Origin of the sequence: Novosphingobium sp. TH158, assembly GCF_002855555.1 — a bacterium.
Lineage (GTDB): Bacteria > Pseudomonadota > Alphaproteobacteria > Sphingomonadales > Sphingomonadaceae > Novosphingobium.
Map to the genome: position 1 here is coordinate 1,081,965 of NZ_PKRT01000001.1, position 21,291 is coordinate 1,103,255.

Sequence of the window (21,291 nt, forward strand, 5' to 3'; positions counted from 1 at the left end):
ACGATGACCGAGCGATCCGACAGGCTGCGACTGAAGCAAGGTGCCGCGATGGTGGCAGTGGCGCTTGCCGCCTGCCTGCCTGCGGCGGTTGCGCTCGCCCAGCCCGTTACCGATTTCCGCCTCCAGCCGCGCGAAACCGCCACTCCGCGCCCGCAGGGGCCGGTCGATGCCGACGCGCCGGTGGTTCGCACCCCGCCGCGCGAAACGCCCAGTGCCAGCCCGGCACCGCCGCCAGCAAGCGCCACGCCAAGTGCAACCACCAGCGCGCCGCCGCGCCCTGCAGCGAGTGCCAGCGCGCCCCAGCAGCCTCAGGCCCAGCCAAAGGCTGCCCCGTCCGCTTCCGCGCCCGCCTTGCCCCCCGCACCTGCCGCCGCCACGCCGGCCGAGGCTGCGCCCGTTGCGGTTCCCAGCGTGCTGCCCGAATCGCAGGGCCCTGTGGTACTCGAAACCTTCGAGCCAGCGCCGGGCCTCGCGCGGGGGACTGAATTTGCCTGGTGGTGGCTTGCCGCTCCTGCCGCTTTGCTTGTGCTCCTTGCAGGCTGGCTGATCTCCCGCCGCCGCAAGCCGGCTGACGAGGAGCAGGAACAGCCTGAGGATGAGGCGCAGGCCCCGCCTGCCCTCGTCGCAACCCCGCCCTTGTCACGCCAGCCTGCGGCCGTTGCGCCCAAGCCCGCGCCGTCTTCGCCTGCCCCTGCCCCGGCACCGAGCCCTGCCGTTCCAGTTGCCGCGCCCGTGGCAAAGGCATCTGGCGGCAGTCTTTTCATCGATATCGATGTCGGCAGGATGAGCGCCACGCTGATCAATGCCACGCTCACCTGGCAGCTTACGGTCGAGAATCACGGTACGGAGACTTTGGGGCCGGTGATGGTCGCTGGCGACATGATCGCCGCTCACGCCTCGCTGCCGGTCGAACAGCAGCTTGCCACCGATGGCCAGCCGCTCGAACTGCTGGGCGAAATCAACCTTATCGAACCCGGCGATCAGGTAACGCTGAAGGGCGAGTTCCGCGTGCCACTGGCGGCCATCAACCCGATCCGCGCGGGATCGGCGCTGCTGTTCATCCCGCTCATCCGGTTCCGCGTGGAAGCGGCGGGTTCGAGCCGGCTTGCCACCTTCGTCGTCGGCGAAACGCCCCCCGTCGCGGCGGCGGCACTGCTGCCGTTCCGCCTCGATCTCGGTCCCCGCGTGTGGCCTAACATCAGCCACCGCCAGGTCGATCGCGAAGCCGTCGCGGCCTGAGGCGTTGCTGCGATGCAACATCTGCTGATTCGCTGATTTGTCCGCCATTCTCCCCCTCGACGACCGTCGCGCTCCGGGCTAACCCTCAGGTTTGACGCGACGCGGAGGAGGCGTCTGCAGATGGACAGTCTTGTGACGACCGAGTGGCTTGCCAACGAAATGGGGGCGAGCGACCTGAGGATCGTCGATGCAACCAAGCACCTGCCCGAAGCGGGGCGAGATGCGCGGGCCGAATACCTGGCCGAACATATTCCCGGCGCGGTCTTCATGGACCTTGGCGATCTGGTCGATAGCAACGCGCCGATCGAAAACACCCTGCCCCCGGCGGCCAAGTTCGCCAGCCGGATGCAGGCACTGGGGCTGGGCGATGGCAGCCGCATCGTGATTTACGATGACAGCGCGGTGAAGACCTCTGCCCGGGCCTGGTTCATGCTGCGCCTTTTCGGCGCGCAGAACATCGCCCTGCTCGATGGCGGCATCGCCAAGTGGAAGGCAGAAGGCCGGCCGCTTGCCTCGGGCGAGGAAAAGCTGCGCCAGCGCCATTACACCACCTGGTGCGACGATGCCCAGCTGCGCAGCAAGGCGCAGGTGCTCGACAATATCTCCACCAAGGCCGAACAACTGGTCGATGCGCGCGGCAAGCCCCGCTTCACCGGCGCCGAACCGGAAGCGCGACCGGGTCTGGCGAGCGGCCACATCCCCTGCTCGCTCAACGTTCCTTTTGGCACCTTGTTCAACCCCGACGGGACCTGGAAGGACAAGGCCGGGATTACCGAAGCCTTCACCAGCGCCGGGGTCGACCTGTCGCGACCGGTGATCACCAGTTGCGGCAGCGGGGTAACGGCCTGCTGCCTCGCCTTCGGCCTGCACCTTATCGGCAAGGACGACGTGGCACTGTACGACGGGTCGTGGACCGAATGGGGCGCTGACCCGCAAACGCCCAAATCCAGCGGAGAGGCATCGGTTTCCTGACATGGCGGACGACAGCAAGAGCGGAAACTGCACCCGCCTCGCCCATGCCGGGCGCCGACCGGAATGGACCGGGATCGAAGGTCATCCCTCTGCCGTAGTCAATCCGCCGATCTGGCGCGGTTCGACCCATCTCTACCCCGATACCAAGGCTCTGAAGGCGGCAACCTCGTGCAACGAAGATGGCCGGTTCTTCTACGGCCGCCGCGGATCGCCCACCCAATGGGCCCTCGCCGATGCGCTGACCGGGCTGGAGCCGGGCGCGGCCGGAACCATGCTCTACCCCTCGGGCGTGGCGGCTCTGGCCGGTGCCCTGCTTGCCGTATTGCGGCCGGGCGACGTTCTGCTGATGACCGATCATGCCTATGAGCCGACGCGGGCGCTCGCGTCGTCGCTGCTCAAGGACATGGGCGTGGAAACCCGCTGGTTCGATCCGCTCGATCCCGCCGCGCTGGAAGCCGCCTGCTGCGAACGGACCCGCGCCCTGCTGCTGGAATCGCCCGGCAGCCTGTCCATGGAAATGCAGGACATTCCCGCCGCCTGCGCCTTTGCCCGGTCGCGCGGGATCGTCACGATCATGGACAACACCTGGGCCAGTCCGCTTGGCTTTGCCGCCCATTCGCATGGTGTCGACATTTCGGTCATGAGCCTGACCAAGCACGTCGGCGGCCATTCCGACCTGATGATGGGCAGCGCCAGCGCGGGCAAGGAATGGTATCCGAAGCTTCGCCGCATGGCCCAGCTGACGGGACAGGTCGTCTCGCCTGACGATGCGGCGCTGGCCCTGCGCGGCCTGAGGACCATGGCGCTCCGGCTCGAACGAACCGCGGCGACAGCGCTGGAGCTTGCCCGCTGGCTGGAAAACCGCAGCGAGGTTGCGCGGGTCTTCTGCCCGATGCTGCCTGGGTCGCCCGGCCACGACATCTGGCAGCGCGACTTTTCCGGCAGCTGCGGCCTGATCGGCTTTGCTTTCCGCGGCGGCACGGCAGAAGCACGCAGCGCCTTCATCGATGCGCTCTCGCTTTTCGGCATCGGCTATTCCTGGGGCGGTTTCGAAAGCCTGGTCACACCGGCCGATCCCGGCGCAATCCGCACCGCCTCGCCTTGGCCGCCTGCCGGCATGGATGCGGCAGACCGCTTCGCCGTGCGCCTGGCCATCGGGCTTGAGGACGCGGCTGACCTGATTGCCGACCTGTCGCGCGGTTTCGCGGCGTGGAGCGCGGCATGAACCTGCGCCAGCAGATCACCGAGATTGTCCGCCAGCTCGACATGATCGGCTTCGATGTCGGCGATTACCGCGTCTCGGTCTATCGCGCGCTGCTGATGCTGGCCGTTACCTTCGCGGTCATCGTTGCGGGGCGGCTTTCGGCCATGGTGGTGCGCCGGTTCTTCCGCCGCCTCCACCGGCTCGATGCGGCGCAGCAGCTTCTGGGCGAAAAGATCGTCACGATCATCGTGTGGATTGCACTCGCGATGATCGGCGTCGATTTCCTGGGCATCAGCCTTACCGCGCTCACCGTGTTCTCCGGCGCGCTTGGCCTTGCTGTGGGCTTTGGCCTGCAAAAGACGTTCGGCAACCTGATTTCCGGCATCATCCTGCTGATGGACCGCTCGATCAAACCGGGTGACGTGATCGCGGTTGGCACCGGGGCGGACAAGACGGTGGGACAGGTCAACCGCATCGGCATCCGCGCCGTTTCGGTCATCACGCGCGACAAGATCGAATACCTGATCCCGAACGAACTGCTGATGACCAGCCAGGTCGAAAACTGGTCGTTTTCCTCGCGCGATGTGCGGGTGAAGGTGCCGGTCGGCGTTGCCTATGGCAGCGATCTTTCGCTCGTCGAAAAGATCCTGCTCGAAGCCGCGCGCAACCTGCCGCGGGTTCTCGATGTGCGCCCGCCGCAGGTGTGGCTCCATGCCTTCGGGACCAATGCCATCGAGTTCGAGGTCCAGATGTGGATCGACGACCCCGAAGAAGGCCTTGGCAACCTGCGCTCTGACCTGCTGAAGGCGGTCTACCTGGAATTCGCCGCGCACGGCATCGAAGTGCCTTATGCCCAGCACGATGTGCACATCCGCCACTGGCCCAAGGAACTGGAAAAAAAGAAGTCCCGTGTCCAGCCGGGCTCCACGGGCGAAGCCGGCGAAAGTTCAACTTAGCCGCATCAAAGGCATTCTCGCTGGCAATCGCCGGCTGACCGGACCAAGGCGGCTGGCATGATTCACCCTGTCCCTCCTGTCGGCACGGTTTTCCTTGTCGGCGCCGGCCCCGGCGATCCCGACCTGCTGACCCTGCGCGCCGCGCGGCTGATCATGCAGGCAGGGCTGATCGTCCATGACGGACTGGTCGATCCCGCAATCCTGGCGCTCGCCCGTCCCACGGCGCAGCTGGTCTCGGTCGCCAAGAGCCGCTCGCGCCACACCATGCCGCAGGATGAGATCAACGCCCTGCTGGTGCGCGAGGCTCTGGCAGGCAAGGATGTCGTGCGGCTCAAGGGCGGCGATCCCTTCGTCTTCGGGCGCGGCGGCGAAGAGGCAGAAGCCTGCCATGCCGCAGGCGTGCCCGTGCAGGTCGTCCCCGGCATTTCGGCCGCTCTGGGCGCTGCCGCTGCCGCACAGATCCCCCTCACCCACCGCGACCATGCCTCGATCGTCAGCTTCGTTGCCGGCCAGTGCAAGGGCCTTTCGGACCAGGACTGGTCGGGCCTCGCCGGCAAGGGCCGCACGCTGGTGATCTACATGGGCCTCGCCACGGCAGAGGCTATTTCGGAAAAGCTGATGGCCGATGGCCTCGCCCCGGAAGTGCCGGTCGCCGTAATCGAGCGCGCCACCCGGCCGGACATGCGCGTGCTGCGCAGCTCGCTGGCCGGCCTTTCGGCGCTGGTGGCTGACAAGAAGGTCAAGAGCCCTGCGCTGATCGTCATTGGCGAGGTCGCAGGCGAAAGTGAACTGGAATTGCGCGCTCTCGCGCTGGAGGTAGCCAAGTGAAGATCCTGACAGGCAATGACCTGAAAAGCGGCGCAGTGACATGGTGGGATGGCCAGGGCTGGTCGCTCCACGTTGCCGATGCCGTCGACGTCGGCGAGCATGGTGACGAAATCGCCGCGCGCGAGAACGCCGCCCGCCGCGTCGTCGCCCCCTACGTCATCGATGGCGAGCACGGCCCCGAAGGCGTGCGCCCTGCCCACATCAAGGACCGCATCCGTGCGCTCGGCCCGACCGTGCGCCTCGACCTTTCCCTCAAGCCCGCCGACCCTGCCGCCGGCAACTGGGTGATCTGATGTACAAGTACGACCAATACGACCAGGCCCTCGTCGACGCGCGCGTCGCCGATTTCCGCGATCAGGTGCGCCGCCGCCTCGACGGTTCGATGAGCGAGGAGCAGTTCCGCCCCCTGCGCCTGATGAACGGCCTTTACCTGCAGCTGCATGCCTACATGCTGCGCGTTGCCGTGCCCTATGGCACGCTGAGCAGCGCGCAAATGCGGATGCTGGGCGACATCGCCGACAAGTACGACCGCGGCTATGGCCACTTCACCACCCGCCAGAACATCCAGTACAACTGGATCAAGCTGGAAGACGCGCCGGATATCCTGGCCGATCTTGCTTCGGTGGAAATGCACGCCATCCAGACGAGCGGCAACTGCATCCGCAACACCACGTCCGACCAGTACGCCGGTGCCGCCGCCGATGAAATCATCGATCCGCGCCCCTATGCCGAGCTGATCCGCCAGTGGTCCACCTTCCACCCGGAATTCAGCTACCTGCCGCGCAAGTTCAAGATGGCGGTGATCGCCTCGGATATCGACCGCGCGGCGATGAAGCTGCACGACATCGGCATCCAGATCGTTCGCAACGAGGCGGGCGAGCTTGGCGCCGCGTTCTATGTTGGCGGTGGCATGGGCCGCACGCCGATGATCGCGCCCTGCATCAATCCGTTCGTGCCGATCAACCAGATGATCACCTATTCGGAGGCCTGCCTGCGCGTTTACAACCGCCACGGCCGCCGGGACAACAAGTACAAGGCGCGTATCAAGATCCTCGTCCATGAACTTGGAAAGGAAGAATATACCCGCCAGGTCGAGGAGGAGTTCAAGCATCTCCTCACCCTGAACATCGAGCCGCCGGCCGGCGAGCTGGAGCGGATCAAGGCGCAGTTCGTCGATCCGGCATTCGAAGCCGGCGCGAGCGACAGCCTTGACCTGTCGGACCCCGATTTCGCCCTGTGGGTGCAGAACAACTGCGTGTCCCACAAGCAGCCGGGCTACATCGCCGCGACCATCAGCCTGAAGCCCGTCGGCGGCATTCCGGGCGATGCGACCAGCGACCAGATCCGCCTGATGGCCGATCTCGCCAAGGAATATTCCTTCGACGAACTGCGCGTCACCCACGCCCAGAACATCGTCCTGCCGCATGTCCGCAAGGCCGATCTCTACACGCTTTGGCAGAAGCTGGACGAAGCCGGCCTCGGCACCGCGAACCTTGACCTGGTTGGCGATATCATCGCCTGCCCGGGGCTGGACTATTGCAGCCTTGCCAATGCCCGCTCGATCCCGGTGGCGCAGAAGATTTCCGAACGCCTTGCCGCAAAGCAGCAGCAGATCGGCGAGCTGAAGCTCAAGATTTCGGGCTGCATCAATGCCTGCGGCCACCACCACGCCGGCCACATCGGCATCCTCGGCGTCGACCGCAAGGGCGTCGAGAATTACCAGCTCCTGCTTGGTGGCTGCGAAGGCGCGGACACCTCGCTCGGCCAGATCACCGGCCCTGGATTCGATGAGAATGGCATTGTCCAGGCCGTTGAAAAGGCAACTGAATTCTATCTGACCAACAAGCAGGGCGAGGAACGCTTCCTCGATACCTACCGCCGCATCGGCATGGCTCCGTTCAAGGAGGCGATCTATGGTTGAGACGCAATTCCGCTTCCGCACTGACGAGCCTGTTGCCGATCCCGGCGTGACCGTCGATGCCTTTGGCGAGCAGACCAATGCCGCGGCCGTCCGGCTTGAACCGGGCGACGATGCGCGCGACCTGCTGCCCTACCTTGACCGCATCAGGCTCGTGGAAGTGAACTTCCCCGCCTACACCGATGGCCGCGGCTATTCGGCGGCCCGCATCCTGCGCGAAGCAGGCTATCAGGGTGAACTGCGCGCCGTTGGCGACGTGCTGGTGGACCAGCTCGCCTATATGCGTCGCTGCGGGTTCGACAGCTTCGCACCGGAACATCCGCTCAACCAGGCCGACGCCGAAGCCGCAATGGCGCGCTATGCCGAGGTTTATCAGCCGACCGTCGATGGCCGGTCGCCCGTCTGGGCCAAGAGGCATGGCTGAAGGCGTGACCGCTCCCAACCGCAAGATTGACCGGATCGACACCGCTCCGCGTTTCAGCGAGGCGGATGCGGTGCGCCTGAACCGGCTGTTCAAGGGAACCGACACGGCGGACATGCTTGCCACCGTGCTGCGCGAACGCATGGCCGGAGAACTTGCGGTCGTTTCGAGCTTTGGCGCTGAAAGCGCTGTTCTGCTTCATCTTGTTGCACGGGTCGATCCGGCAACGCCGGTCCTGTTCCTCGATACCGGCAAGCACTTTCCCGAAACGCTGGCCTACCGCGACGAACTGGTTGCCCATCTTGGGCTTACGGGCATCGAAGTCCTCTCGCCCGACATGGACCTGCTGAAGGCCCGGGACGAAAACGGCCTGCGCTGGTCCTACGATCCGGACGGATGCTGCGAAATCCGCAAGGTCCAGCCGCTTGCGCGCGCGCTGGAACGCTTCGACGCCTCGATCACCGGACGAAAGGGTTTCCAGTCCGCTACCCGCGCCGGGCTGCCGCGCTTCGAGATCGATAATTCCGACGCCCAGGGCCGCCTGAAGATCAATCCGCTTGCCGACTGGGCGGCCGACGATCTTGCCGCCTATTTCCAGACACACGGCCTGCCGCCGCATCCGCTGGTGGAACAGGGCTATCCCTCGATCGGCTGTTCCCCCTGCACCCACAAGGTGGCCGAGGGCGAGGATCCGCGCTCAGGCCGCTGGAAGGGCTGGGACAAGACCGAATGCGGCATCCACGTGCCCGGCGCACCGAGCACGGACGACGATCTCCCGCCGGGTTACGATCCGGTCTTCTGACGGCGGTGCATCGGGGCGATATTGCCCTGGATCAATTGATCCCGGCGCGCGCTTGGCCAAGAACGCTCTTCTGAAGGAGAGCGTATCATGAAGCTGGAATCGATTGCCCTGCATTCGGGCTATACCCCCGAAGCCACCACCAAGTCGGCCGCGGTGCCGATCTACCAGACGACGTCCTACACCTTCGACGATACGCAGCACGGCGCGGACCTGTTCGACCTGAAGGTTGCCGGCAACATCTATACCCGCATCATGAACCCGACCACTGCGGTTCTCGAGGCCCGCGTTGCAGAGATGGAAGGCGGCATCGGCGCACTGGCGCTCGCATCGGGCATGGCGGCGATCACTTATGCCATCCAGACCATTGCCGGTGCCGGTGACAACATCGTCTCGGTCTCGCAGCTCTATGGCGGCACTTACAACCTGTTCATGCACACCTTCCCGCGCCAGGGGATCGAAGTGCGCCTGTTCGGCTTCGACGATTACGCGGCGCTGGATGCGGCGATCGACAGCAGGACCAAGGCCGTGTTCCTCGAATCCATCGGCAATCCGGCCGGCAACATCGTCGACATCGCGCGCATTGCCGAAGTGGCGCACAAGCGCGGCGTGCCGGTGATCGTCGATAACACCGTGGCGACCCCCTACCTGTGCCGGCCGTTCGAATTCGGCGCGGACATCGTTGTCCATTCGCTGACCAAGTACATCGGCGGACACGGCACGACCATCGGCGGCATCATCGTCGATTCCGGCAAGTTCGACTGGGTGGCCAACAAGGACCGCTTCCCGATCCTCAACGAGCCCGACCCCTCGTACCACGGCGTGGTCTATACCGAAGCGCTCGGTCCGGCAGCCTATATCGGCCGCGCACGCGTTGCCCCCCTGCGCAACACCGGGGCGTCGCTGGCGCCGCACAGCGCCTTCCTCATCATGCAGGGCCTGGAAACGCTGGGGCTGCGCATGGAGCGCCACTGCGAAAACGCACTCAAGGTCGCGCAGCATCTTTCCAGCCATCCCAAGGTCAACTGGGTGCGCTATGGCGGGCTTGAGGACAGCCCCTATCATGCCACCGCGCAAAAGATCACCGGCGGCCGCGCATCGGGCATCCTCAGCTTCGGGATTGCCGGGGGCAAGGATGCAGGAGCGCGCTTCATCGATGCCCTGCAGATGATCCTGCGCCTGGTGAACATCGGCGATGCCAAGTCGCTCGCCTGCCACCCGGCATCTACCACGCACCGCCAACTGAACGCCGAGGAACTGGCCTCTGCCGGCGTGTCGGAAGACATGGTCCGCCTGTCGATCGGTATCGAGCACATCGACGATATCCTCGCCGATATCGACCAGGCACTCGCCGCCGCCTGAACCTCGCCGGCCCGGACCGTGAGCACGGTCCGGGCCGCAGCCTTATCCTTGCAGGTTGTAGAGCGCGAAGGCGTTGTCCTGCAGCACCTGCTTGCGCAGCTCAAAGGGCTGGTGGCCCAGCACCGAGACGAGCTTGTCCTGCACGCCGGGATAGAGCGAGGTCGGGTGCGGATAATCGGTTTCGAACAGCAGGCGATCCGCGCCGATCTCGTCGATCAGCTTGGTCGGCGCGACATGCTCAAACCAGAAGCTCACCCAGAAGTTCTTTCTGAAATACTCCTTGGGCCGCCGCTGCAGCTTGCGGTTCACCAGGGTGCGGAATTCGTCAAGCTGGTGCTCCATGCCCTCGAGCCAGAAGGGAACCCATCCTGCCCCGCTCTCGATCAGGCCGATCTTGAGGTCGGGATATTTGTCGAGCAGGCCCGAGACCATGAAGTTCGACATGGTCGCCGCACAGCCGATATGGTGGATCAGCGCGGAAATCGGCAGGCGCTGGTCAAAGCCCAGATTGTTCCACATCGCGCTTTCGGCATCGAGCGACGAATTGAGGTGGTAGTTGATGGGTATGCCCTGCGAATGGCAGATCTCGAACACCTCCTCCCAGAACGGGGAAATTCCGCCGTCTTCGGCGAGATAGCCTTCTGACAAGCGTTCCGGCCGGTCAGGCAGGACAACGCCCTTGATGCCAAGGTCCGCCACGCGGCGCATCTCGGCGTTCATGAGGCCCTTGTCCCAATAAGGCAGTGTCGCCATGCAGTTCACGCGTCCGCCCGATGCGTCCATGCGGTCCTTGCAGGCATCGTTGTAAATCTGGACAATGGCGATAGCGACCGCCTCGTCACCCAGCGCGACGAGCGATCCGGCCTGCGTGACACCGCCGTTCTGGAAGCAGATGTGCCCCCAGATGCCCATGTCATCCATGTCCTTCAGGCGCTCATTCAGGTCATAGGAGCCCGGCGCGATCTGTTCGTAACGCTGAAAGGCCAGCTTGCCGAGCAGCTTGTTCTTGTCCTTGGCGATGACATTGCCGCCCAGGCTGCCGAAATCGCGGCCCATGCAAACCCATTTGTCCGCCTCGCCGATCCGCTCGACGTGGGGCATCCTGTCCTTCATCCCGACGGGCGCATTATCGACCCACAGGTTGGCCGGCTCGGTGAAATGGGTGTCGCAATCGACGATCTTGATGCCTTCGAACAGCGGATCGAGCCCGCGCGCGTTCGCGGCATAGTCCACCTCGCGGATGAAGCCACCCTTGTCGCCGCGGCCTTCGTCAAGCCAATAGCGCTTGGCATCATCGGCCCCAGCCTTGATCAACGTGCTCATACAGGCCTCCTCAGACTTCGTGAGAGGCATGGTGCACAAGGTCTGAGGACGCTGCCAGCGCAATTGTCCGGGCTGGACGAACCGCAAGGTAATCGGCGGATTGGCGGGGCTTCAGAGCCAGCCCTGCTCGCGATACCATTGAGCGGTATCCTTCAGCCCCTCGCGCGTCGGGATGGCCGGTTTCCACAGCTGGGCCGGAACGCGTCCCTGCGGGCTTACCACCCAGTCAGGATGCGCCATATAGCCGGCGCGGTCCGGCGTAAGCTTGAACTTCCCGCGGGTCAGCTTCTGCCCCCAGCGCGCCACGCGCTTCAGCCAATCGGGCGAAAGGTGGACAATAGCCGGCCTGCGACCCACGGCCCAGCCGATGGCATGGGCGATTTCGCGGTGCCCCCACCCCGCCTCGCGCCCGTCATCGGGCTCGTAGATCCGGCCGTTCAGCCCGGGTGCCGCCGGAGCGATCCGCAGCAGCAGCCGGGCCAGATCGTCGACATGGATATAGCTCGCCCGTCCTTCGCGCTGCGGCATGGGCACAAGGCCCCACTTTGCCGCCTTGAACAGGTCCAGCATTTCCTTGTCGCGCCAGCCGTAGATCGCCGGCGGGCGCACGATCGTCCAGTCGAGGCCGCTGGCCATGACGAGCTTTTCCGCCCGCGCCTTCGACGCACCGTAGAGCGACAGCTCCGGCTCGCGGGCAGAAAGGGACGATACGAAGACGATGCGCGGCACGCCCATGCGCCGGGCCGCCTCGATCACATTGAGCGTGCCGGTCACGTTGCACGCCTCGAACTCCTCGGGCGTACCGTTCACCATTCCCGCAACGTGAACCACGGTTTCCGCGCTATCCATCAACTGGTCCAGCCGGGGAGGATTGAACAGGTCGCCGATTACCCATTCGACCAGCGGTCGCGGGCGCTGCGGCTGGCGGGCAAGGGCCCGCACGACGATTTCACTGTCCTGCGCGCGGTCGAGCAGGGCGCGGCCGACAAAGCCCGTCGCCCCGGTCAGCGCAATGGTCACAAAACCACCATCTGGTCGCGGTGGACGATGGCCGAGCGCGGGGCGTAGCCCAGCAGCGCTTCGTGCTCGCGGCTGTGCCGACCGATCAGGCGCGTGCATTCGCCGGCCTCGTACTCGGCGAGGCCATGCGCCAGCGTGTTACCCAGCTTGTCCCTGATCGCGACTGCATCTCCGCGATGGAACGCGCCCTCGACCGATACGATCCCGGCCGCGAGGAGACTGGACCCGCGCAGGAGTGCCTTCGCCGCACCTTCGTCGACCGTGAGGGTGCCCTTGAGCCTCAGCCGCCCGCCCAGCCAGGCCTTGCGGGCCGCCGCCTTGCGCCGTGGCAGGAACAGCGTGCCGACACCCTGTTCGACCACCCGGGCAATCGGCGAGCGATGCGTACCATTGCCGATGACCAGCGCGATGCCCGCCCGCTCGGCGATTTCGGCGGCCTGCAATTTCGAGGTCATGCCCCCCGAGCCCAGGCCCGATGCCGATCCGCTGTCTGCCATGGCGTGGATTTCCGCCGTAACGCCGTGCACCTCTGGCAGCAGCCGGGCCGCCGGATCCTTGGGGTTGCGGTCGTAAAGGCCATCCACATCGGACAGCAGCAGAACCGCGCTCGATCGCGAAGCCTGTGCGACGCGAGCAGCGAGCCGGTCATTGTCGCCAAAGCGGATTTCCTGAGTGGCAACCGAATCGTTCTCGTTCACCACCGGCACGGCTCCTGCATCGAGCAGGCGGGTCAGCGTGGCGGTGGCATTGAGGTAGCGGCGCCGGTCCTCAAGGTCTTCGAGCGTCAGGAGCAGCTGGGCGGCTGTCAGGCCATGTTTGCCCAGCAGTTCTGCCCACAGCCCGGAAAGCGCGATCTGGCCGACAGCGGCTGCGGCCTGTGCATCGGCCAGGCTGCCACGACCGCCCTTTTCCAGCTTCAGGGTGCGCGCGCCCAGCGCAATCGCTCCCGATGAAACCACGATCACTTCCTGCCCGCGAGCGCGCGCGGCGGCGATTTCCTCGACCAGGGCCTCGATCCAGGCACGGCGCGGTCCGTCGCGGTCGACCAGCAGGGCCGATCCCACTTTCACGACGAGGCGCGGGCATTTGGCCTTGTCGGCAAGGTCGCGGAGCGAGGCGATCATCATGGCCGACCGATTAGGGGAATTGGCGGCGGATGCAAATGTCAGATGGGCGACCAGGGCGTATCATCCGCCTCTTCGCGCTCGCCGGCGGGGCGCTCGGTCACCGTGGCGGCGGGCAGGTAATCGATCACCGCGTCCAGCAGCGCGTCGATCCCGGCACCGGTCGCGCCCGAAATCGGGAACACCTCGTCCGCGCCGGCTTCGCGCAGTTCCTTGCTGAAAGCATCGACCAGCTCGCGGTCGATCAGGTCGATCTTGTTGAGTGCCACGAGGCGCGGCTTTTCATCGAGCCCGGCACCATAGGCCTCAAGCTCTTCCTCGACGATCTGCATGGCCTCGACCGGATCGGTGCCATTGGCGTCGATCAGGTGAATCAGCACACGGCATCGCTCGATATGGCCCAGGAAGCGGTCGCCCACCCCTGCCCCGTCTGCCGCACCAGCGATCAGGCCGGGGATGTCTGCCAGCACGAACTCGCGGCCACGGTGGCGCACAACGCCAAGCTGCGGGCGCAGCGTGGTGAAGGCATAGTCGCCCACCTTGGCCTTGGTGTTGGTGATCTTGTTGATGAAAGTGGACTTGCCGGCATTGGGCAGGCCGACCAGGCCCGCATCGGCCAGCAGCTTCAGGCGCAGCCAGACCCACAGTTCCTCACCCGGAAGGCCGGGCTGGTGCTGGCGCGGGGCGCGGTTGGTGCTGGTCTTGTAGCTGGCATTGCCCCGCCCGCCGAGCCCGCCTTCGAGCAGGACGACGCGCTGGCCAGCCTCGGTCAGATCGGCCAGAACCGTCTCGCGGTCCTCGTCGGAGATGACCTGCGTGCCCACGGGAACCTTGATCACAAGATCCTCGCCACCCGCCCCGTTGCGGTTCTTGCCCGATCCGTGGCCACCGCGCGGTGCCTTGAAATGCTGGGTGTAACGGAAATCGATCAGCGTGTTCAGCCCGGCAACTGCCTCGAACACGATATCTCCGCCCTTGCCGCCGTTGCCGCCATCAGGGCCGCCGTATTCGACGTATTTCTCGCGCCGGAACGAAACCGCCCCCGGGCCGCCTGAGCCGGCACGGACATAGATCTTGGCCTGGTCGAGAAAATGCATGGATCAAGGATAGCCTGAATGGAGGCGGAAGTCGCGGATTGGTTGAGAATTACCCCGGGCCGGACTGAGAAAGGTGGGGTTCGGGAACCGGAGCGGGACGACCTGCTGATCGCGAGCACCGGAAACGCGCAAGCCTGCCGTTCGCTGCCCGGCGTGGGGCAATTATCGACTAACCCGCCTGGTGGAGCCGAGGGGGATCGAACCCCTGACCTCGTCATTGCGAACGACGCGCTCTCCCATCTGAGCTACGGCCCCGTTCCAGTGCGAGTGCGGACAGACAGGACCGGCCTGTGCCCGCAAGAGCGGTCCCCTTAGCGAAAGGGACCGACCGTTGAAAGCGCAAAATGCGGTTCCCCGGCAAGCACTCAGTTGGTGAAGCGAACCGAACTTTCAAGCACGGTCGAGCCGGGAACCGTATCCTTGCCCCACTTGGCTTCCCAAGCCGCCATTTCCACCTTGTAGGCATCGAAGCGCTTGAAGAAATCGTCGAACACGATCTCAAGGCTGGGGAGGCTGCGCGCCGCGAAATCGTTCAGTGCGGCAGACTTCACCAGCTTGCCGTCGCGGCTCATCGCCAGGGCCGCGTCGCAGAAGGCAGGCAGCGTCGGCGGCATGGCGAAGTGGTTGTACACCTCGGTCATGTACTTCTCGCGCGACTTGATGAAACCGGCGCCATACTTGCCCCGCCATTCGGCATCGATCTTGGTGTTGGTCGCGCGCAGCGTCTTGGCATGGGCCTTCAGGAAGGCGCGATAATTGACCACGATCTCGGCGTGCTTGGGATCGCGGCAATTGAGCGCGGCGACGTTATAGCCCGAGCGCAGGTTCCACAGCGTCTGTGCCGGGGTGATGTTGCGGTTCACGCTGACGCGCAGGCCATCGGGGCCGAGCGGCGGCACATAGGTGGTCGGCGCGGCCCATTCGGGCGGGATCGGCTTCCACGGCACGACAACGTACTTCGGCGCGGGCGGCGGCGGCGGTGGCGGCGGAACCGGCTTCTTCTTCTTCGCCTCAGCCGCGCCCGCGATCATGATGCTGGCTGCGGCGAGAACCTGCACGCAGGACTTCAAAGTGAACCTGATCATATCTTACCCTCGCCCGCCCGGGCCTACCCCCAGGCCGCTCTGCAGCCCTACCGAAAAATGCGGGCAAAGAAAATGCCCGGTGCGACAATATGCGCACCGGGCACGTTCAAACATAACCTTCCTGAACCGAAGCTTATTCGCGGTTGCCAAGGAAGCTCAGCAGGAACTGGAACATGTTGATGAAGTCGAGGTAGAGCGTCAGCGCGCCCAGTACCACGGCCTTGCCGGCAAATTCGCTGCCGGCCAGCATGTAGTATTCCTGCTTCAGGCGCTGCGTATCGTAGGCGGTCAGGCCCGCGAAAATCAGCACGCCCAGGACCGAGATCACCAGGTTGAGTCCGCTCGACTGCAGGAACAGGTTCACCAGGCTGGCGATGATGATGCCGAACAGGCCCATGATCATGAACGAACCCATGCCCGACAGGTCCTTCTTGGTGGTGTAACCCACCAGGCTCAGACCCGCGAAGGCACCTGCCGTCGCGAAGAAAGTCGTGGCGATCGACGCACCGGTGAAGACCAGGAAGATCGTCGAAAGCGAAAGACCCATGATCACGCAGAAGCCCCAGAACAGCCCCTGGAGCGTGCTGGTGCGCATGCGGTGGGCACCCAGGCTCATGCCGAAGACGAACCCGAGCGGGGCCAGCATGATCAGCCACTTGAGCGGCGTTGCCATGACGGCTGCAGCCATGCCCGAGCGGGCGAACAGCAGGGCGATGATGCCCGAAAGCAGCACCCCGCTGGCCATGTAGTTGTAGATGGAAAGCATATGACGACGCAGGCCCTGGTCATAGACGAAGGCGCCCTGACCCGTTGCCTGGCCGTTGAAGGAAGACGCGCCCATGCCCGAAAGGTCGGGCCTCTGGTCGTTCCAATTGGCCATTTTTCACTCCTTCCGGCGCCGAGCAACGACAAGCCGGTGCCCGCAATATCGGGATATTGCGAACGAGATTCAAGTAAAACCGGACGAAGCGAGCGATTACGCGCCTTCAGCGCCGCCGCGCTTCGTCGGCCAGTTCGGCACCGCGATCGCGCGCCCGGCGCAGCGTTTCTTCCATCAGGCGGGAAAGCGCCTGCCCCTCGTCCAGAGCGGAAAGTCCGGCGACGGTGGTGCCGCCGGGGCTGGACACCTTGCGTGCCAATTCGCCGGGACTGTCGGGCGAGGCCGCTGCGAGCGATGCGGCGCCTTCGACCATGGCGAGCGCAAGGCGATCCGCCTGCTCCCGCTCAAGCCCGAGCGCCGCAGCTCCCTCCGCAAGGGCATCGATCACGCGATAGACAAAGGCTGGCCCGGAGCCGACCAGCGCCGTCATCAGGTCCATCAGCGCTTCATCGGCAATCCATTCTGACCGGCCAAGCGGCGCCATCAAGGCATCGACCTGCGCCCTTGCCTCTTCTGCCACAGCGCCGGATAGCGCGATGGGCGATTTGCCCAGCGCCGCTGCAAGGTTCGGCATGACCCGCACGATACCCCTGGCTGCGGGAAATGCCCGGCGAAGCGTAGCCAGATCGACCCCGGCCAGAACCGAAAGCAGCGTCGTGCCTTCCCCGGCAAGGGGTGCCATCGCGGGTGCAGCCTCGGCCAGTTGCTGCGGCTTGATGCCCAGCAGCAGCACGTCGAAGGTTCCCTGCGCCGGCACTTCGCGCAACAGGGTGACCCCTTCGGGCGCATCGGCCTTGAAGGGATCGACGATGGTCACCTGCCCGGGCGCAATGCCACCCGCCAGCCAGCCGGCCAGCATGGCGCCGCCCATGTTGCCGCAACCGATGATCAGGATTCGCACGTCGGGAACTCCATCCTTCCCGCTGACGGTGCGGGCGGATCGGCCCTAGGCCTCTCCCGCCGCATCGACAAGCGCGCTGGCAAGCGCTTCTGCGGGGCTCTTGTCGCCCCACAGGATGAACTGGAACGCCGGATAGAACCGGTCGCACTCCTCGATCGCCGCCTCGATGGCGGTCTGCGCCTGCGACAGGCTGAGCAGGCCATCATCGCCCAGCATCATGGCGTGGCGATAAAGCAGGACCATACCGTTCGACCAGACATCGAAGTGGCCCAGCCACATCTGCTCGTTGACCAGCGTCAGCACCTCGAACATCGGCACGCGCTTGTCATCGGGAATGCGGATATCGGGCAGGCAGAGCAGCTGCAGGACATGATCCTCGCTGCGCCAGATCGCCCGGACCTGGTACTTCGCCCAGCTTCCCTGCACTTCCGCAGTCAGTTCGTCTTCGCCGACGAATTCGTAGAACCAGCCACGCGCCTCGCAAAGCGAAGCGATCATGTCGACGGGTGCAGCGTCTTCTTCACGGTCCATGGGGGTGTGCCCGGCTCTCACGCTATGTACTTCCCGTTCATGAGCGGGTGGATGCGTCGGCTGACCGACAAGGACAATCCGGGCGGGAAGAAGGCCTGCGCAAAACTCGACAAGCCTGTTCACACCATGTGGAAAAGCCCTACTTCCCGGTTAACGGGTCGACGACCTGCCCCGCAGGACTCGTCCAGATAAAGGCATCGACCTTCTGCTTCTTCAGCTTGGCGAGCAGCGCCTTCGCCGCGGCCTCGCTCTCGAAGGGACCGGTCAGCAGGCGGTTGGTCTTGCCCCAGTCGGTCATTGCGGCGCTGCGGTTGCGCAGCAATTCCGGCACGTCCTTGACCAGTCCCTTCCAGTCGCCCTGAAGCGCAGCCTTGCCGCGTCCGGTGCCCACCTGGATCCAGATCCGGCTGGGATGCGCGGGCTTGGTTTCCACCTTAGGCCGGGCCGCGGCAATCTTGCGAACGTCCACCGCGCCGGAGGCCGGCGCTGCAACAGCCGTCGGTGCGCCGAGATCGCCGAACACGTCGTCGAAGTCGCGCGGCTTGGGTGCCTCAACCACCGGAGTCGCCGCCGCAACGACCGGCGCGGCCGCAGGGGCGGGATTCGCTGGCGCGACGATCGTCTGCACGGCGGGCTGAACCAGCGGCTTCTGCTGCGCCGGAACCACTGCGGCCACCTGCACCGTCTTTGCCGGCTCTGCCGCAACCTCGACCACCGGCGGCTTGACCAGCGACGGCGTAACGCTCTGCTCCCGCGCTGGCTGGAAGGCGGGCGGGGCCGCGCGCGGAGCAGCCGGGGCCGGTTGCGGCGTGGCAACGGCAACGCGCACGGTCTCCTTGGAGGGTTTGTCCCTGGCCTTGTCCCTGGCCTTGTCCCTGGCCTTGTCCGAGCCAGCCTTGGCCACCTTGCCCAGCGGCTCTCCCTTGGGAACCAGCTTGCTTTCGGCAGTGGCGACATGGACCGGCGGAGCGTAGCGCTCCACCCGCGGATCATCGCGCCCGATCTCCGATGCGCGCGGGAAATGCCCGAAGGTGGCCGCAGAGGCCTGCTGCGCGCGGGTCAACCGGGGCATGTAGCGCAGATAGGGCGCGATCCCGGCGGCAAGGTCCTGCGGCATCGACTGGTAGGCGATCGTAACCGCTTCGTCCGTCTTGCCCAGCGCGGCCAGGGCAAAGGCGCGGGTGCGATAGGCCGGCTTGTCCTGCTTTTGCAGCAAGGGCAGCAGCGTTGCCTCCATCGCCTCGCGGTTGCCGGAAATCGCCTGGCTCAGCGCAAGGCGGCGGGCAACCTCGTCGCTCGGCCCGGCGGCAAGGGCAAGGCGGTAATACTTCTGGGCCGAGGCGTTATCGCCGACCAGGTCATAAGCCAGCCCGCGGTCCGCGTTCAGCCGCGGATCCATGCCGCCCGCAGTCTCCGCTTCGGTGAACAGGGGGATGGCGTCGAAAGGGTTGCCGTTCTGCACCAGCGCGGCGGCAAGGCCAGCGCGAACGCGCGGGCTGTTGGGCTGGATCTGGTCGGCATTGGCGAAAAAGCCGACTGCGGCATCGACATCGCCCAGTGCAAGCGCAGCATTGCCCGCATCGATCAGGGCGTTGACGTCTTTCGGGTTACGCCCCAGCCGGGCGAGTGCGGCGTTGAGCGCCTGCTGCTCAGGTCCCGGAAGCGCCTGGACCACGGCCTGGGACTTCTGCGCCGACTGGACCTGCTGCGCAACGGCGGGAGGCGTAGCCGCGAGCGCCACTGCCAAAGCCAGCGTCAGACTGCGTTTGGAGCCCACCGATTGCCGCACCTTCAATCCACCCATGGACCAGCCCGTGGCACAGTCTCGATCCGGCGACAATGCCGTATCAAGGCTGAACGGCGCACGAACGAAACGGGCCGGCGCTTGTCGCACCGGCCCGTTATTCATTGTTTGGCGATTACTGGTTGTTCTGGCGACCGAGGAAACGCGGAATCGAGATCGACGGGGCATCGTTGCCGCCTTCGTCCTGATCATCGTCCTCATCGGCCGACTGCCCGCCGCGCGAGAGATTGGCCATGCGTTCGAACAGCGTGCTGCCGGCACCCGGCAGGCGCGGCGTGCGCTCCTCACCGCTCTCGGTCGAGCTGGACGAGACCAGCGGCCGCTTGCGGGTAACAAGCGGCGATACGGGTTCGTCTTCCTCGGCCAGGCGGCTGGCGGCCTGCAGCAGGTCGTCGTTCCCGGCACCGGCGGGGGCGCTCGGCGATGCCTCCGGCTGGGCATTGCCCCAGATTTCGGGTTCGTTGCTGTCCGTAGCGGCAGTCGGGGCCTGGGCCTCTTCCGCTTCCTCGAAATCGCTGAGTTCCAGCTCGACCGGCTCGTCCTCGAACACCGGGGCTTCGAGCACCAGCGGTTCTTCCTGCTCGGCTTCCGGCTCGGGCGCGGGCTCGTAAGCCTGCGGCACGGCAGCGGCAGGCTCTGCACGGTTGAACAGCGGCTCAGCCTGTTCGGCCGTCGGGAGGACCGGACCACGCCCGCCGCCGAAGCTGACAGGGCGTTGCGCCTGCTGGGCCATTTCCGCAGTCTGCTCGATGCCGGTGGCGACAACCGATACGCGGATCTTGCCCTGAAGGTCGGGATTGAAGGCCGAACCCCAGATGATGTTGGCATTGGGATCGACGAGTTCGCGGATATGGTTGGCGGCTTCGTCGACTTCCAGCAGCTTCATGTCGTCGCCGCCGATGATCGAGATGATGACGCCCTTGGCACCCTGCATCGAAACGCCATCGAGCAGCGGGTTCGAAATGGCGCGTTCGGCGGCTTCGAGGGCGCGATTTTCGCCCTGGCCCTCGCCGGTACCCATCATCGCCTTGCCCATTTCGCCCATGACCGAGCGGACGTCGGCAAAGTCGAGGTTGATCAGGCCCGGCATGACCATGAGGTCGGTGATCGAACGCACGCCCTGCTGCAGCACTTCATCGGCCAGCGCGAAGGCTTCCTTGAACGTAGTCTCGGCCTTGGCAACCAGGAACAGGTTCTGGTTCGGGATGACGATCAGCGTATCGACGTGCTTCTGCAGTTCCTCGATACCGGCTTCGGCCGAGCGCATGCGGCGCGTGCCTTCGAACAGGAACGGCTTGGTCACCACGCCAACGGTCAGCACGCCCTTGTCGCGCGCGGCCTTGGCAATGACCGGGGCCGCACCCGTGCCCGTGCCGCCGCCCATGCCGGCAGCGATGAAGCACATGTGCACGCCATCAAGCGAACGCTCGATCTCGGCGATGGTTTCTTCCGCGGCGGCCTTGCCAACCTCGGGACGCGAACCGGCGCCAAGGCCCTGGGTGATGTCCGGGCCAAGCTGGATGCGCTGTTCGGCAATCGAATTGTTGAGAGCCTGGGCATCGGTGTTGGCGACGATGAAATCGACGCCTTCGATCTCTGCCTGGATCATGTTGGCGATGGCGTTGCCGCCCGCGCCGCCCACGCCGATCACGGTGATGCGAGGACGCAGTTCCTCAACCGCCGGGGGACCGATGTTGATGCTCATTTCGCTCTCCAGTTCGCCCAATGCCAAGGGTGCATACAGGCAATAGTTACATTGACATGCTTAGACTCGGTTACCCAAGTCGCATTTTACTGTTGTCCACAGGCCATAGCTAAGGAAATCGG

At 65.3% G+C, this 21,291-nt stretch carries 20 protein-coding genes and 1 tRNA gene; 10 read left to right on the forward strand and 11 right to left on the reverse strand.

The features are described from left to right. The first annotated feature begins 3 nt into the window (after window positions 1-3). From C0V78_RS05385 to C0V78_RS05430, 10 genes are all read left to right on the forward strand, one after another. Window positions 4-1,239: a hypothetical protein gene (locus C0V78_RS05385; RefSeq protein WP_101796775.1), complete on the forward strand. Its 1,236-nt coding sequence runs from the start codon at window positions 4-6 to the stop codon at window positions 1,237-1,239. 120 nt (window positions 1,240-1,359) lie between these two features. Then, complete coding sequence (locus C0V78_RS05390; protein WP_101796776.1) at window positions 1,360-2,211, forward strand: sulfurtransferase; 852 nt, start codon at window positions 1,360-1,362, stop codon at window positions 2,209-2,211. 1 nt (window position 2,212) lies between these two features. After that, on the forward strand, window positions 2,213-3,436 hold the full coding sequence (gene metC, locus C0V78_RS05395) for a cystathionine beta-lyase (protein ID WP_101796777.1): 1,224 nt from the start codon (window positions 2,213-2,215) through the stop codon (window positions 3,434-3,436). Then, window positions 3,433-4,371 (forward strand): mechanosensitive ion channel family protein, encoded by a 939-nt coding sequence (locus tag C0V78_RS05400; protein WP_144039840.1) that lies wholly within the window; start codon window positions 3,433-3,435, stop codon window positions 4,369-4,371. The genes metC and C0V78_RS05400 overlap by 4 nt, the downstream gene beginning before the upstream one ends. Before the next feature lie 57 nt (window positions 4,372-4,428). Then, entirely contained in the window at window positions 4,429-5,199 is a 771-nt protein-coding gene (gene cobA, locus C0V78_RS05405) for a uroporphyrinogen-III C-methyltransferase (RefSeq protein ID WP_101796779.1), read from the forward strand. After that, window positions 5,196-5,492 (forward strand): DUF2849 domain-containing protein, encoded by a 297-nt coding sequence (locus C0V78_RS05410; RefSeq protein ID WP_101796780.1) that lies wholly within the window; start codon window positions 5,196-5,198, stop codon window positions 5,490-5,492. The genes cobA and C0V78_RS05410 overlap by 4 nt, the downstream gene beginning before the upstream one ends. Further along, the gene (locus tag C0V78_RS05415; protein WP_101796781.1) at window positions 5,492-7,120 is read left to right on the forward strand and encodes a nitrite/sulfite reductase; all 1,629 of its coding nucleotides are present in this window, start codon (window positions 5,492-5,494) and stop codon (window positions 7,118-7,120) included. The genes C0V78_RS05410 and C0V78_RS05415 overlap by 1 nt, the downstream gene beginning before the upstream one ends. Then, a complete protein-coding gene (locus tag C0V78_RS05420) occupies window positions 7,113-7,541 on the forward strand; it encodes a DUF934 domain-containing protein (protein ID WP_101796782.1) in 429 nt (142 codons plus the stop codon). Before C0V78_RS05415 ends, C0V78_RS05420 begins: the two co-directional genes overlap by 8 nt. Next, window positions 7,534-8,340, forward strand: a complete 807-nt coding sequence (locus tag C0V78_RS05425) for a phosphoadenylyl-sulfate reductase (protein WP_101796783.1) — start codon at window positions 7,534-7,536, stop codon at window positions 8,338-8,340. The genes C0V78_RS05420 and C0V78_RS05425 overlap by 8 nt, the downstream gene beginning before the upstream one ends. Before the next feature lie 87 nt (window positions 8,341-8,427). Then, window positions 8,428-9,699, forward strand: coding sequence for an O-acetylhomoserine aminocarboxypropyltransferase/cysteine synthase family protein (locus tag C0V78_RS05430; protein WP_101796784.1), 1,272 nt, complete (start codon window positions 8,428-8,430; stop codon window positions 9,697-9,699). 42 nt (window positions 9,700-9,741) lie between these two features. Here the strand turns inward: C0V78_RS05430 and C0V78_RS05435 are convergent, their stop codons facing one another. The 11 genes from C0V78_RS05435 to ftsZ all read right to left on the reverse strand — a co-directional run bounded on the left by C0V78_RS05435 (window position 9,742) and on the right by ftsZ (window position 21,169). Continuing rightward, complete coding sequence (locus C0V78_RS05435) at window positions 9,742-11,022, reverse strand: amidohydrolase family protein (RefSeq protein ID WP_101796785.1); 1,281 nt, start codon at window positions 11,020-11,022, stop codon at window positions 9,742-9,744. 111 nt (window positions 11,023-11,133) lie between these two features. Then, window positions 11,134-12,042 carry an NAD(P)-dependent oxidoreductase gene (locus C0V78_RS05440; protein WP_254049830.1) on the reverse strand — a complete coding sequence of 303 codons (909 nt, stop codon included), beginning with the start codon at window positions 12,040-12,042 and terminating at the stop codon, window positions 11,134-11,136. Then, on the reverse strand, window positions 12,039-13,169 hold the full coding sequence (proB, locus tag C0V78_RS05445; protein WP_101796787.1) for a glutamate 5-kinase: 1,131 nt from the start codon (window positions 13,167-13,169) through the stop codon (window positions 12,039-12,041). The genes C0V78_RS05440 and proB overlap by 4 nt, the downstream gene beginning before the upstream one ends. Before the next feature lie 38 nt (window positions 13,170-13,207). After that, window positions 13,208-14,263: a GTPase ObgE gene (gene obgE, locus C0V78_RS05450; protein WP_101796788.1), complete on the reverse strand. Its 1,056-nt coding sequence runs from the start codon at window positions 14,261-14,263 to the stop codon at window positions 13,208-13,210. A 179-nt stretch (window positions 14,264-14,442) separates the two neighbouring features. Beyond that, window positions 14,443-14,518: transfer RNA gene (locus tag C0V78_RS05455), tRNA-Ala, on the reverse strand. 110 nt (window positions 14,519-14,628) lie between these two features. After that, window positions 14,629-15,348, reverse strand: a complete 720-nt coding sequence (locus C0V78_RS05460; RefSeq protein WP_144039841.1) for a hypothetical protein — start codon at window positions 15,346-15,348, stop codon at window positions 14,629-14,631. A gap of 133 nt (window positions 15,349-15,481) precedes the next feature. Then, window positions 15,482-16,228 carry a Bax inhibitor-1/YccA family protein gene (locus C0V78_RS05465; RefSeq protein WP_101796790.1) on the reverse strand — a complete coding sequence of 249 codons (747 nt, stop codon included), beginning with the start codon at window positions 16,226-16,228 and terminating at the stop codon, window positions 15,482-15,484. A gap of 106 nt (window positions 16,229-16,334) precedes the next feature. Beyond that, window positions 16,335-17,129 (reverse strand): pyrroline-5-carboxylate reductase, encoded by a 795-nt coding sequence (gene proC, locus C0V78_RS05470; protein ID WP_101796791.1) that lies wholly within the window; start codon window positions 17,127-17,129, stop codon window positions 16,335-16,337. Between the two features lie 45 nt (window positions 17,130-17,174). Further along, complete coding sequence (locus tag C0V78_RS05475) at window positions 17,175-17,660, reverse strand: YbjN domain-containing protein (RefSeq protein WP_101796792.1); 486 nt, start codon at window positions 17,658-17,660, stop codon at window positions 17,175-17,177. Window positions 17,661-17,799: 139 nt separating this feature from the next. Continuing rightward, complete coding sequence (locus C0V78_RS05480) at window positions 17,800-19,464, reverse strand: SPOR domain-containing protein (RefSeq protein WP_158241473.1); 1,665 nt, start codon at window positions 19,462-19,464, stop codon at window positions 17,800-17,802. A 115-nt stretch (window positions 19,465-19,579) separates the two neighbouring features. After that, entirely contained in the window at window positions 19,580-21,169 is a 1,590-nt protein-coding gene (gene ftsZ, locus C0V78_RS05485; protein ID WP_101798213.1) for a cell division protein FtsZ, read from the reverse strand. Window positions 21,170-21,291: the final 122 nt, after the last annotated feature.